Genomic DNA, 15,119 nt, shown 5'->3' on the forward strand with positions numbered 1-15,119 from the left:
AAGTCTCAAACCTATCGGATTTACAAAGTTTTGTGGTCATAAAAGCCTTAAACTGAGTGATTTTATACTTTTACATCCACATTAAAAGCATCAAACCAAAATGTTTTATACATAATAGAGAGATGAAAAATAATAAATAATTTTACATAATATGAAAAAAATAGCAACATTCTTAACTATCTGTTGGGTTTTGACCGCATCGGCACAGACCACAACCATAAAAGAAAAGATTCCTTTTACACAAACCGACCAAACAGCGTGGATAAAACGTTATCAGCACGATATAGATAGCTATAAGAAAGAAAACAAGCAAATAGACCTAAGTTGTGATGTACTTTTCCTTGGTAGTTCTTCTATCAACTTATGGAAAACCATCTACGAAGACTTTGCTCCACTGAAAATCATTCGTCGTTCCTACGGAGGGGCTGCCCTACGCGATATGATTTACAATTATAAAGTGATAGCGAAGCCTTACAAACCTAAGAAAATCGTCTTGTACGTAGAAAATGATTTGGGAGCTCACAAAGAGGGCGTTTCGGCAGTGAAGTGTTTTGATTTGTTTCGTATTTTTATTGCAAAATTAAAGAAGAGTCATCCGAATGTACCGCTGTATGTAGTGTCGTTAAAGCCGTCAGAACACAAAGCCGACCAGCTTGCTGACCAACTATTGGTCAACGGAATGCTCGAACGCTATGCTAAAGAGCAAAACTACACCTACATTGATATAACCCGAGTGATGTATGATGAACAGGGCAACCTACGGAAAGATATTTTCGTGGAGGATAACCTACATCTGAACGCCGAAGGGTATCGCCTCTGGACGGAAATTATAAAACCCTATTTGATAAACTAAGAATTCATCTTAATTATAACAAGATAAAAGAACAATCACTGATGAATATATATTTCTTTTAGTGATTAACGGTACACTATATGTGTGATTTTTAAAATTGTAATAGTTATCAGTGATGCAGGAGGAGACCTATTCATAATTTAAAGTTATTATAACAATAAGGTACTTTCATCAGCCATAAGTCTTTCTCTTGCAAAACTGGTAAAACTGATTTTAAAACGAAGCGATTTTAAAATGTTTTGCCTATCAAATGCACGAAAAATTTGAAGCAGTACTGAAATAAGGAGCGGATGAGTTCAAACACATTCTGTTTTGATGCTCGTCAGTTCGATTGAATTTTATTGGAGTAATAGCGTAGATAAAATTTGTATCAAGAACTAATACTTTTCGATACGATTTGCATAGCAAAGTGAAACAAATCATTCGAAATAACGAATGTTACATACTAAACATACCCACGATTAAATTAAAATTAAAAATATACTATGAAGAAAATATCTTTGAAAGCTGTTTTCCTCGCTTTGGTAGCCACTACGCTATCAGCACAGGAGAAACTACCCACGTATTTAGATACTTCCAAGCCCATTGAAGAGCGTATTGAAGATGCTCTTTCACGAATGACCTTGGAGGAGAAAGTAGCGATGTGCCACGCACAATCCAAGTTCAGCTCACCAGGAGTGCCTCGACTCGGTATTCCTGAGAATTGGATGACCGATGGGCCACACGGCATACGCCCCGAAGTTCTTTGGGACGAGTGGAATCAAGCAGGCTGGGCAAACGATGCTTGTACGGCATTCCCTGCACTAACGTGCCTCGCCGCTTCGTGGAATCCGCAGATGGGGGAGCTTTACGGAAAAGCCATTGGAGAAGAAGCTCGTTACCGAAACAAAAATGTACTTTTAGGGCCGGGGATTAACATTTATCGTACCCCGTTGAACGGACGTAATTTTGAATATATGGGCGAAGACCCTTACTTGGCGTCCAAAATGGTAGTGCCTTACATTCAAGGGGTTCAGTCCAACGGCGTAGCTGCCTGCGTGAAGCATTACGCACTGAACAATCAGGAGATTAACCGCCATACAGTCAATGTTATTGTAGACGATAGAGCTTTGTACGAAATCTATCTACCTGCTTTTAAGGCCGCTGTACAAGAAGGCAAAACGTGGACAATTATGGGTGCTTACAACCGATACAAAGACCAATGGGCGAGCCAAAATAAATACCTCTTGGTAGATATTCTCCGTGGTGAATGGGGATTTGATGGAGCTGTAGTATCGGACTGGGGCGGAGTGAATAATACCGACCACGCGGCTTTACACGGGCTGGATATGGAATTCGGAACGTGGACTGATGGGCTTACCGAAAACAAATCCAATGCGTATGATAATTACTACCTGGCACAACCCTTTCTCGCCAAATTGAAATCAGGAGAAATAAAGCAAGAAGTTGTCGATGAAAAGGTTCGCAACATTTTGCGTCTGGTTTTCCGTACCAATATGAATCCGAATCGTCCGTTTGGGTCGTTTGCCTCTCCTGAGCATTTTGCGGTAGCTCGAAAAGTAGGGCAGGAGGGTATCGTTCTGCTTAAAAACGATAAAAATGTATTGCCTATCAACCTCCAGAAAGCAAAACGCATTGCTGTAATTGGGGAGAATGCTATCAAAGTAATGACCGTAGGCGGAGGAAGCTCCTCGCTGAAAGCCGTTCACGAAATATTACCACTTGATGGGCTGAAAGCACGTATCGGCAGCGATGCAGAAGTGGTTTTTGCTCGGGGGTATGCCAGCGATGATTACAAAGACCAAGACGGACTCAGTGCAGGGCAAAACATTGTAGATAAACGTCCCGCAGCCGAACTAATCGCCGAAGCAGTAAAAGTAGCCAAGACGGCAGATTATGTTATCTTCGTAGGTGGTCTTAACAAACACGACGGGCAAGATTGTGAGGGCAACGACCGCAAATCATACGGACTTCCTTACGGGCAAGATGCCGTGATTAGTGCTTTGGCAAAAGCTAATAAAAATCTGGTGGTGGTAATGATTTCGGGCAATGCCGTGGCAATGCCGTGGGTGAAAGAAGTTCCTGCTGTCGTTCAGAATTGGTATTTAGGTTCAGAAGCAGGTAATGCACTGGCAGATATTTTGCTTGGTGATGTGAATCCTTCGGGGAAGCTGCCTTTTACGTTTCCTGTAAAATTGGAGGATAACTCAGCCCACGCTTTGGGAGAGTACCCTGGTGGAGAGAATGAAACCTATAAAGAAGGCATTTTGGTAGGTTACCGCTGGGCAGATACGAAAAATATCAAACCGCTATTTGCATTCGGTCACGGGCTTTCTTACACGACATTTGAGTACGGAAAGGTTTCTGCCGACAGAAAAACAATGTCCGAAAACGACAAGATTACCTTCTCTGTCAAAGTCAAAAATACAGGAAAGCGAGACGGAGCTGAGGTAGTTCAGCTTTATATTCGTGATGTGGAATCGTCTGTGTTGCGTCCTTATAAAGAGTTAAAAGGTTTTGAAAAAGTATATCTGAAAGCAGGAGAAAGCAAAACAATTAAGTTTACAATTGACAAAGAAGCCCTTTCTTTCTTCGATGATAAAAAACATCAATGGACAGCCGAGAAAGGGGATTTCGAAGCCATCATCGGGAGTTCATCTGCTGATTTGAAAACGCAAACCCGATTTACTTTGGAATAAAAAAGATAGTTTCTAAAGTCTTGCAAAAGATTTTCTGACCCTGAATGGCTTTGTTCAGAGTCTTTTTATTTGTATTTGTTTCAAAAAAGGGACTTGTCATAGCCAATTGACAAAAAAAACGTATCTTTGCACCGACTTTGATAATAGTTTCACAATAGAATAAAAACATTCGGTTACATTGTAATCGCTACTAACAATATTTACAATGAAATACACATCGTTTATTGCTGTTTTCTTCTGTTTGGTGCAGCATATCACGGCACAACATTTGGTTCAAACCAATATCAAATCCTCAGAAGTCCGTGCGTTATTCTCAGCAGAAAATCTGCAATGGGACATTCCTGTCAGTGCTACCGAGCACGTTACTTTGCAGTGGCATTACCGCTCTTCTTCTTTCTCTGAAAAAGAAGGGATTCGTACTTTTGTGGGGTATCAGGGAAGTGCGATGATAGCCTCGTTGTCGATTCGCAAGGAAGTTGTAACAGCAGAAGTATCGTACCAAGGCAAACAAATACAGATACATACTTCCGAAAAGGGATTCTTGCAACTATCCTCAGCCACAGCAGAACACAAATGCGGTACTTGTACCAAAGGCAATTGTGAAACGCACACCCATAGAAAGCCGTCCCCAGCTTTGGCAGCACACACTACCGGAACTTCTAATAAAATAACGAATCGTGATGTGCTTTTTGTCTATCGATTGGCATTGCCTGTTTCAAAGAAAAGTTTTACCGATAAGTTTATCTCAAATACAGAGAGCGTCAAACATTTTTGGGCAAGAGTAGAAACAGAACTCAACGAGGTGTATATGCGTGATATAGGTATCAAGTTTGAGGTAATAAATGACGAAAAGCTGATTATAAAAACAGACAATCATTTGTTCGACAATCGTGATGCTGACCATATTATCAACAATGCTACGGCTCAAATCGATGCACTTATCGGGAGAGAAAACTATGATTTGGGTATGGTTATCACTACCTATCTTTCTAATGATTACAGCGGATTGGCAAGTCTTGATGGGGCATACGGCTGGAACAAAGGAGCGGGGGTTTCGTATCCATATTCACTGACTATCGCTCACGAAATAGGGCATCAGTTTGGTTCGAAGCATACTTTCACCACGGGCGGAATTATCAGTTATTATACCGAAACGGGCGTGGGGCAATCGCTGATGAGCTATGGTTCTCCGGGGACTTTCTTCTCACAAGTGAGCGTTTATGCCATCAGAAATAAGTTAGCCGATTTATGGTATTACAGCGATACGAAAAGAACGAATTTGATAAAAATCAATGAAAATTTTGACCATATCAACCATCCTTATGGTATTCAACTTACCAATCAATCTCCTGTAATTGACCGAAGTAAGCTCAAAAAAGAATATACGATTCCGCAATATACCTACTTCCAATTTCAAATTTCCGCCACCGATGCCGATGATTCGCAGCTGCTGTATATGGCACAACAAGCCGATATAAACAAACAAAATCAAGCCAAGTTTTATACCTATCAGCCGACACATCGTAATACGATTGCCTTCCAACCTTCGTACACCGATAACGGAGCTTTCGATGACACGCGTCATTATGTAAAGCAGGGCGATTTTACTTTCTGGTTGGGCGTGAGTGATGCCAACACAGCCGAGCAAAAACCCGTAAAGTACGATGTGTTTGAAACCAAAGTGAAATTCGTCGCGGGGAAGTCCTTCGATATACTGACCAACACCAAAAGTGAATACAAAGTAGGCGAAAAACTTACCCTAAAATGGCAAGTAGATGACAATATTTTCGACCCAAATAGCAAAGTCCGAATTCTACTTTCCGATGATTTGGGCAAAACTTTCCAACATATCTTGGTTTCTTCTACCGAGAACGATGGAGAGTGTGAAATCACCATTCCTGATATTTTAATAGGCGAAACAGAATTTGGTAAAAACAAGAAAATTAACCTCCCTGCGGGGGTATTTAAGGTGGAGGTCATTGACCATATTGCCTATGCGATTACCAATATCGCTCCGTACAAAAAAGTAGATAATAAGAATGTCCCTTACGGAGGATTCAGAATCGTTTCTGATGGAAATAATCCTCCTGCTGCGTTGCAATTCGTGGGCGATTTGCCTCAGAATACAACAGTTAGTTGCCCCAAAAACATTCCTGCCAAAGAGCATCTGCAAGTTACGGGCGGATGTAATCCCAAAGTGGCGGTCGGAGAGGTTGTTAAAAACCAATCTTGTGCAAATAGTTATACCATTGAGCGTACTTATACTGCTTCGGACGAATGTGGAAGCTCCCTGATTTCTCACACGCAAATCATTACCGTTAAAGATGATGTTAATCCCGTTTTTAGTGGGACTTTGCCGATAGATGTTTCTATTGAGGAAGGAGAAAGCATTCCCGCTCAGGCAGATTTGACCGCTACGGACAATTGTTCTGCCAATGTAAATGTTTTAAAATCAACAGAAAACAGCCAAGAAGCAGACCGCAAGATAATTATCTACCGATGGACGGCAACCGACTTATGCGGAAATAAAGCGGTACACCAACAAAAAATAACTATCAAACCCAAATCCGAAGGAGGTACGAATAATGCCCAACGTGCGGCAGATAGTACCGGAAATGAAATTATCGTTTATAATGCTGTTTCTACTGATTTTGGTTCAGAAAATTATCTAAAAATAGGAAATTCAGACCGATTTAGAGCTTTGCACATCGAAATTTACAATGAATTGGGACAAAAAGTATATCAATCGAAGCATTATGGACAGAAAGGAGAGGTTTTCCGAGGATATTCCAACGTAAATGGTGTGGTTGGCAAAGGAAAACGACTTCCGTCAGGGACGTATTTCTATATTTTGAAATATCAAACCTCACAAGGAAACAACCAAAGTAAAAGGGGATTCCTGTTTGTGCAATAGAGTTCATCAATGTAGGAGTAAATGGCAGTTTGCCCAAAAATAGAATTAACGTATTGTTTTGGCTTTCGTCAGTTCGAGTAAAGTCGCCAAAGCGAGTATGTGGAATTATCGGAATGCTAACACAGATAAAATTTGTATTGAGAATCAAACACTTCTTGATACGATTAAGACAAAAAAATGAGACTAATCTTATTGAAGAGTCTCATTTTTACAAATGTACTTTATACAAATGTTTAATTTACAGTAACATCAATTTCTTGTGTAATAAGTTTATCAGAGTCTAAACTATGTTGGTAAGAAACACGTAATTTAAAAGTTCCTTTTTTGAATACTTTAAGAAGTCCCTCTTTGGTTATTTCTGCCATATAGCTATCACTCATATTATATACATTAAAGAGCACTTTTACATAAGGACTTTTAGATTTTCCCTTAACAATTTCTTCCACTTTCTTATTGTCATTAAAAGAAGTAATAGTAATTAATTTTTCAGTTCTATTTTGAATAGTTAGCGTTTTGTTTGTTGCTTCATTTACAATTATTTTGGTAACAGGAATAAAGACTCTTATGTGAATTGTGGTTTCTGCACCAAATCCATCATTTGCTGTTCCTATGATGTTTGCTGTTCCTTCTTTTAAAAGTTTGTAATTACCCTCTTCATCGATAGAAACTACTTCGCTATTATCTGATTTCCAAGACACCGTGTCATCAGACGCAGGAGATTCTTTGTCAAGTCCTATCGTATCGTATTTTATCTTTCCTGAAACACCAACTTCATAAAGGCTACTCTGTAAGTTGATAGAATGAATTTCTTTAACAGGGTTATACACAGTTATTTTTATCTGAGCAGAAACACCACTTCCATCTTTGGCTGTTGCAATGATGGTCGCTTGTCTGTTTTGTTTTTTCAGTACGTAATATCTGCCATTTATATCTACTTTTACCACATCAGGGTTCAGCGATTTCCATTCTAAATTTTGATTGGTAGCGTTGGAAGGAGTTATAGTAACATTGAAATTTCCTTGCTGCCCAATTCTAAATTTTTCTTGTTCGATTTCAATTTTTTCAATCAGAATTTCTTTCTTAACTACCTTTACTTTAAGTTCTGTTTTTTTGTCAAAGGCACTAACAATAATAGTTGCATCACCTTCTTTAAGAGCTGTTATAGTGAAGTTTTTTCCATTTTTTTCAACTTTAATAATATCCGAAGATGGAGTTATTGAAAAATCTTTTGCATCACCTTCGCTTGTTATTGAAATAGTTTTGCTATCACCTACTTTTAGTTTAATAGTAGTGTTTTCTGAAAGCAAAATATCAGGCATAGAAACGATAACATTTATATTCTTTGCTTTTCCTGCCGATTTGATAGAAACGGTTGTTTTTCCTACGCCAATTGCCTCAATGGTAAATTTATTTTCTTTTTGATTTACTTTGGCGATGGCTGTATTCTCCGATGTTATCTCAAAATCTTTCCCATTTCCTCCACTAACTGTGATTGATTTTGAAATTTCGCCTATTTTAAGCTCTAAATTAGCCCTTTCAGAAATCTGAATTTCAGAAATCTGCGTTTGTGGAGTATTTTCATCTTTTCCACACGATGTTAATAGTAAGATACCATTAACGACCAACAATGTAATTGCTTTTCTCATAATGATTTGTATTTATATATTTGATTATTTCTGTACTGTTACAGGTGTTTGGTGAGTTATAAACAGGTGGGTAATTTTTATTGTTATAAATGAGGTTATTATTTATTTTCGGGGCAAAGGTACAAAATATTTTTAACTAATTCAGATTTTCAAAAAAATATATTTAGGTTAAAAAAAGAAAAATTATTCAAAAAAATTATATCTTTGTACCCTGATTGTATCCATTTTATATTTTTTGTAATAAATCTAATCAATGAAATACAAAACTATTACTACGCTCTTTTTGGTATGTTTTCAATGGATTTTCTCACAAGAAAACATCAAAACGCATTTAAAAATCAATGATATAGTAGCCCTTTTTTCTACCAGTTCAGTGCAGTGGGCGATACCTGTTTCGCAGTCAGAACAGCTGAATTTGCAATGGTACGAACGCAAAACCTCATTTACCGAGAAAGAAGGTATTCGCACTTTTGTAGGATATGAAAACGATTTATTTGTAGCAACATTGTCTATTTCAAAAGGAGGAGATAATATATCAGGAGACTTCACGTGGAAAGAAAATCAATGGAAAATAGCAACCACCAATGGCGGCTATCTCTCTATTTCCAAAGAAAATCCTCAAGGAGAATGTGGAGATTGCCGTAACGGACATTGTGATACGCATAACGACAAAAAATCCCATCGAAGCCCTTTAACTGCCAAATCAGAAAAAATTATTCGTGGAATCCATACAGAGTAACATGCTACGCGTATTCCGTTTAGCTGTATTGGTGGATAAACACTACTATAACATATTCGGAAGTAAGGATACCGTAAGGGCTTTTTGGAGCAGATTAGAAACCGTACTCAACGAATATTACACAAGAGATATAGGTATTAAGTTTCAGATAGTTGATAGAGACGAGTTAATTATTGATGAGAGTAAAGAGGCAATTTTTGACGGGCAAAAGGCTGATTATATGGTATCTAATACTACTGCTAAAATAGACGAACTTATTGGCAATAGTAGTTATGATGCAGGAATTTCCGTTTCGAGAAATAGTGATAGTAGTATCGGTGGATTAGCAACTACAGGTTCTGTGAAATTATCTAGAACAAAAGCTAGAGCAATGGCTAATAATAGTCCGCAAATTATTGCTCACGAACTCGGGCATTTGTTTGGTTCAGCACATACTTTCTCAGAGGGAGGATATGGTTCTTATCAAACCGAACCAGGTCGAGGACAATCCATAATGAGTTACGGAACTCCAGTTAACTTTTTTTCATTGCCAAGTGTTTATTATATTCGTAAAAACTTGTCAGATAGTGAAAATAAGGTCGGTGGAAAACAAACCACCAATCAAGCTCCCGTAATCAATACTTCAAAACTTAAAGAAGAATATACACTTCCAAAAGAAACTTTTTTTCAATTCAAAATTGAGGCAACAGACCCTGATAATGACTCACTTTTGTATGCGTTTCATCAAGCGGATATAAATATATCTAATGCTGAGTTTGATTCCGAGAAATCAACTAGTGAAAATACAAAAGCATTTTATAATCATTGGCAAATGGGAACTTTTGCCAAAAAAGAATACAAATTAAATTCTGGGAAAACATATACTTTTTGGTTAGGGGTAAATGATACCAAAAACACCTTTGACGAAAGGCTTAACCATCCTACTCGCTACGATATGTACGAAACCAAAGTCAAATTTGTAGAAGGGAAACCTTTCAAGATTACCAATTTCCAAAGTAAAAAATACAAAACAGGCGAAAAAGTTACTCTTACTTGGGAGGTTGATGATTTACTAAAAAATTATAAAGTGCGTATTTTGCTTTCTGATGATTTTGGACAAACGTTCAATCATATTTTAGTTCCTGAAACAGACAATGATGGAAATTGTGAGATTGTGATGCCTAACATCACCATAGGAAGAAAAGTACATTATGAATCAGGAGGGATTTCAATTTTTCATTCTGGTTTAGGGCTTATCAAAATTGAAGTACTTGACCATATTGCTTTCACTTTGACAGATAACAACATAACCAATGGAAAGGGAGGTTTTGAGATAGAAGCCTCTGCGATAACTTTTACTAAGACGCCTACAAAATACCTTAAAGTATCTGATGAAAGTGCAATTCCTAATGAGCCAATAGAAGCTGTATCAACTTGTACAAGCAATGACAGCACACCATTGACTCTGAAAAAAGAGGAGATGAAAAATCAAAACTTTATTACCAAAACTTGGATAGCTACGGATAATTGCGGTAATACGTCAAGTTTTGTTCAACATATTGAAATTGAAAAGGCTACTACGCCACCTCCGCCACCAACGGATTGGGTGTTTACAAAAACTCCTAATGCTTTTCTTTTAGTTTCTTGCGATGCTATTCCAGGTGCAGATAATTCACAATTTGAAACAAGTGGTTGTAATTCGGTAAGTATAACACATCAAGATACTAGAAAGGGAGACAACTGCAATTACACGATAGAGAGGGTTTACACAGCAACAGGTTGTAATCAAACTCTTATTTTTACACAGACTATTTCTGTAAGAGACGATAAAGCTCCCACATTTAATGAGACTTTACCAATGGACATTTCTGTGGAAGAGGGCAAAGTTCCAGAGCAAATGGATTTAACCGCTACGGATAATTGTTCTGCTAATATTCAAGTAATCAAATCAAAAGAAGAAAAACAGGAAGGAGTAAACAAGGTAATCATCTACAAATGGGAAGCTACTGATGAATGCGGAAACAAAGTTACTCACCAACAGAAAGTTACTGTTATTCCATCGGAAATACAATTTACAGGAGAATTGCCTAAAAATATGGTAGTTACTTGTGAAAAAGAAATTCCGTCAGTTGCTACATTACAAGTGTTAGGCAGTTGCAATCCGAAGGTGGTTTATAACGGAGAGACGAAATCAAATCAGAAATGTAAAAATAATTATGTACTAACCCGTTCTTGGACAGCGAGTAACGATTGCGGAAAATCCGTTATCCATACTCAAATCATCACTATAAAAGATGATGTAAAACCTTTATTTTCAGGGACTTTCTTTACCTACTGATATTTCAGTAGAAGAAGGCAAAATTCCAGAGCAAATGGATTTAACCGCTACGGATAATTGTTCTGCTAACATTCAAGTAATCAAATCAAAAGAAGAAAAACAGGAAGGAGTAAACAAGGTAATCATCTACAAATGGGAAGCCTCTGATGAATGTGGGAATAAAGCTGTTCATACACAGAAAATTACAATACAAAAAACCTCACAGCCAACACCTCCTACTGATGTAGTGCAGCCTCCTAAAGACACAGAGCCGACCCAAGAAATGATGGTTTACAATGGCGTTTCTACTGAATCTGGTTCTGAAAATTACTTTAAAATAGAACCAATACATCAATTTACACATCTTTCGCTTGATATTTATAATGAATTAGGGCAAAAAGTATATCAGTCGAAAAATTACCAAAAAAATGGTGAAGTTTTCCGAGGATATGCCAATGTGAAAGGAGTTTTCCGAAAAGGCAAACGTCTTCCCACAGGAACGTATTTCTATATACTAAAATATCAGGATATTACAGGAAAATCAAGTACAAAACAAGGCTATTTGTTTGTAAGATAATGGTTAAAATTCCCTTTACAAAAGTTTCACAAAGGGAGTTTCGCTTTTTTCAAAAAAAATGAAAAATCTCACTCTAAAAAATATTATTCGATGAAATACTATATCTATCTCATTTTTAGCTTTATCAGTTTTGGGCAAGTAGCTTTTTCACAGGAAGCTATCAAAACTTCAACAAAAGCCATTGATGTAATTCGTTTATTTTCAGTAGGGAATAAAGTAGAATGGGCAGTGCCTGTATCCAACAATGAGAAAATTGTATTGCAATGGGAAGAACGCAATACTTCATTTACTCAAAGTGAAGGCATTCGTTCGTTTGTAGGGTATTACGATAAAAATTTAGTAGCGGTTGTTTCCATTTTGAATGGCACCATTTCAGGGAATATTCGTTGGAAAGAAAAAGAAATCGTTTTAAAAACATCGAAAGATGGCTTTCTGATGTTGTACACCGAAAGTTCCAATCACAAATGCGGTACGTGTGCTAACAGAAATTGTCACACCAATGAACCTTCCACCAAACGTCCCGTACTTCTGTCATATTCCAATACTTCAACACCTTCTATTTCAAATACTAACGTGCTTAGAGTCTATCGATTAGCGATGCCGATTAGTTATGAATATTTTTCTGATATGTATGTTGGTTTCAGTAGCAAAGTCGAAGAAGTGAAAACATTTTGGGCGACCCGAGAAATGGAACTCAACGAGGTGTATGTGCGTGATTTGGGTATCCGATTTGAAGTTGTGAAAGATGAAAGGCTAATTTCAACCCAAAAAGATGAAATTTCTGATAGAAGAGCTGATTATATTGTTCACAACGGAACAAGAATAATCAATTCAAAAATAGGCGAAAATAACTATGACTTGGGAATATATATTGCCAAAATTACAGAATTGGCAGGTTTAGCTCTTTTAGAAAACGCCTATAAAACCGAAAAGGCTGCGGCGGTGTCTCTGATTTCTCGTTCTGTTATTATGCACGAAATAGGGCATTTATTCGGGGCAAGGCATACGTTTGCCATTTTTTCGCCTTCCAGACCCCAAATTGACCCATCAAGTGATAAAACGGAAATGCTAACGGGACAATCCATAATGTCGTATGGTTATCCTCGTGACTTTTTTTCGTTACGAAGCATACAAATGATTCGAGAAAAGTTGGTTAATGTACCTTATTTTTCGGATATCAACCGAACTCAAAAAGTGGGTAATAACTCGTCGGTGACTAATTTTCCGTATGGGAAACCTATTCAAAATCAACCTCCTACTATTGATAAAACGAAGATAAAAGCAAATTATAAAATTCCGAAAGAGACTTTTTTTCAGTTTTATATTCCTGCCCAAGACCCTGAAAATCAGCCTTTGTTGTATGCGGCTCATCAAACGGATATTCGCAGAGGTACAGAACGCTCTATCGCCAGTTTTTTAACACGAAAAGCCACTACCAACAATCCTGTTGCATTTCAAACAGAATACAGCGAAAGAACTCGTAATGAGGTGGCTAATACCAAACCAAAAGCCACAGGCAAGTTTACTTTTTGGTTGGGTGTGAGTGATGCTCAACCTCAGCAAACCAGTGATTATATCAGTCAGTATGATATGGCTCAAACCCAAGTGATTATTGAGGATAGAACGCCTTTTAAAATTACTTCTTCAATGAAAAAAGCCTATCAAGGGGGAGAGGAAGTGAAACTTACTTGGAGCGTAGATAGTAAAATTTTTGACAAAAACACCAGTAGAGTTCGTATTCTGCTCTCGGACGATTTTGGTAAAACGTTTAAATATACCTTAGTTGCTTCTACGGAAAATGACGGAAATCACACTCTGAAACTACCTAATATTTCGGTAAATACTATTGCTTTTGGAGAGCAAAAATGGAATGTAAATGCAGGAATTATAAAAATAGAAGAAATTGACGGAATTGCGTATGCACTTACCACTTTCGACCCCAAAGTAGGAGGTTTTACAATTACTCGTAACCCTTTACTGCCTGAAATTCTTACATTTACAAAAACTCCTAATGCCTCGATTTCAGCTTCTTGCGATGCTATTCCAAATGCAGATAATTCACAATTTGAAATCAGTGGCTGTGCTTCGGTAAATATCACTCATACCGATATAAAAATAAACGGAAGTTGTACTAACGCATACGCCATCCGACGTGTTTATACAGCAACAGGTTGCGGTCAGTCTGTTAATTTTGAGCAAACTATTTCTATAAGAGATGACAAAATACCTGTATTCAATGAGCCTTTACCCACCGATATTTCAGTAGAAGAAGGAAAAATTCCAGAACAGGAAGATTTAACCGCTACGGATAATTGTTCTGCCAATGTTCAAGTAACTAAGAGCCAAGAAGAAAAACAAGAAAACGGAAATAAGGTAATCATCTATAAATGGGAAGCTACTGATGAATGTGGAAATAAAATTGCTCACAAACAGAAAGTTACTGTTATTCCATCGGAAATACAATTTATAGGAGAATTGCCTAAAAATATAACTATTTCCTGCAAAAAAGAAATTCCGTCAGTTCCTACTTTACAAGTATTAGGCAATTGCAATCCGAAAGTGTTTTATAATGGACAGACGAAATCCAACGAGCAATGTAAAAATAATTACGTGCTAACACGCTCTTGGACAGCGACTAATGATTGTGGTAAAACCGTTACCCATACTCAAATCATTACCATAAAAGATAAGGTAAAATCTACTTTTTCAGGGACTTTACCCACCGATATTTCAGTAGAAGAAGGAAAAATTCCAGAACAGGAAGATTTAACCGCTACGGATAATTGTTCTGCCAATGTTCAAGTAACTAAGAGCCAAGAAGAAAAACGAGAAAACGGAAATAAGGTAATCATCTATAAATGGGAAGCCTCTGATGAATGCGGAAATAAAGCTGTTCATATACAGAAAATTACAATACAAAAAAATTCACAGCCAACACCGCCTACTGACGGAGTGCAGCCACCTAATGGAATAGAGCGGACCCAAGAAATGATTGTTTATAATGGTGTTTCTATTGAATCAAGTTCGGAAAATTATCTGAAATTTGAACCTATCGAAAATTATAAAAATCTTCAAATTGAGATTTTTAATGAATTAGGCCAGAAAGTGTATGAATCGAAAAATTACCAAAAAAATGGTGAAGTTTTCCGAGGATATGCCAATGTAAAAGGTGTTTTCCGAAAAGGTAAACGTCTTCCGACAGGAACGTATTTCTATATACTCAAATATCAAACCACACAAGGAAATAACCAGAATAAAAAAGGATATTTGTTCGTGAAATAACACAATACTTTGCATTGATTTTATCATTTGCTAAGGAAAAAATGCAAGTAAAAACTAAAAAAAGTAATTTTAAAGCTATTGTAAAAAGTTTTCTATTAGAATCAATCAATAGG

The 15,119-nt window shown here is 37.3% G+C and carries 5 protein-coding genes and 1 pseudogene; 5 read left to right on the plus strand and 1 reads right to left on the minus strand.

Annotation, left to right across the window (positions count from 1 at the left end):
* Positions 1 to 151 precede the first annotated feature (151 nt).
* From OO775_RS04345 to OO775_RS04355, 3 genes are all read left to right on the plus strand, one after another.
* On the plus strand, positions 152 to 853 hold the full coding sequence (locus OO775_RS04345) for a GDSL-type esterase/lipase family protein (protein WP_264845796.1): 702 nt from the start codon (positions 152 to 154) through the stop codon (positions 851 to 853).
* A 485-nt stretch (positions 854 to 1,338) separates the two neighbouring features.
* On the plus strand, positions 1,339 to 3,552 hold the full coding sequence (locus OO775_RS04350; protein ID WP_264845797.1) for a glycoside hydrolase family 3 C-terminal domain-containing protein: 2,214 nt from the start codon (positions 1,339 to 1,341) through the stop codon (positions 3,550 to 3,552).
* Positions 3,553 to 3,757: 205 nt separating this feature from the next.
* A complete protein-coding gene (locus OO775_RS04355) occupies positions 3,758 to 6,466 on the plus strand; it encodes a T9SS type B sorting domain-containing protein (protein WP_264845798.1) in 2,709 nt (902 codons plus the stop codon).
* A gap of 233 nt (positions 6,467 to 6,699) precedes the next feature.
* On the opposite strand, the gene OO775_RS04360 is transcribed toward OO775_RS04355, so the two are convergent.
* A complete protein-coding gene (locus OO775_RS04360) occupies positions 6,700 to 8,112 on the minus strand; it encodes an Ig-like domain-containing protein (protein ID WP_264845799.1) in 1,413 nt (470 codons plus the stop codon).
* Between the two features lie 253 nt (positions 8,113 to 8,365).
* Between OO775_RS04360 and OO775_RS04370 the strand changes: the two are divergent.
* Together OO775_RS04370 and OO775_RS04380 are read left to right on the plus strand one after the other, a co-directional pair.
* Positions 8,366 to 11,724 (plus strand): annotated as a pseudogene (locus OO775_RS04370) (T9SS type B sorting domain-containing protein).
* 90 nt (positions 11,725 to 11,814) lie between these two features.
* Positions 11,815 to 15,006, plus strand: a complete 3,192-nt coding sequence (locus tag OO775_RS04380) for a T9SS type B sorting domain-containing protein (protein WP_264845803.1) — start codon at positions 11,815 to 11,817, stop codon at positions 15,004 to 15,006.
* The last annotated feature ends 113 nt before the right edge of the window (positions 15,007 to 15,119 follow it).

The organism is Capnocytophaga catalasegens (assembly GCF_026005215.1).
Taxonomy (GTDB): Bacteria; Bacteroidota; Bacteroidia; order Flavobacteriales; family Flavobacteriaceae; genus Capnocytophaga; species Capnocytophaga catalasegens.

Coding starts and splice junctions, on each gene's coding strand:
- OO775_RS04360 (WP_264845799.1), bottom strand. CDS start 8,112: ATGAGAAAAGCAATTACATTGTTGGTCGTTAATGGTATCTTACTATTA.
- OO775_RS04345 (WP_264845796.1), top strand. CDS start 152: ATGAAAAAAATAGCAACATTCTTAACTATCTGTTGGGTTTTGACCGCA.
- OO775_RS04355 (WP_264845798.1), top strand. CDS start 3,758: ATGAAATACACATCGTTTATTGCTGTTTTCTTCTGTTTGGTGCAGCAT.
- OO775_RS04380 (WP_264845803.1), top strand. CDS start 11,815: ATGAAATACTATATCTATCTCATTTTTAGCTTTATCAGTTTTGGGCAA.
- OO775_RS04350 (WP_264845797.1), top strand. CDS start 1,339: ATGAAGAAAATATCTTTGAAAGCTGTTTTCCTCGCTTTGGTAGCCACT.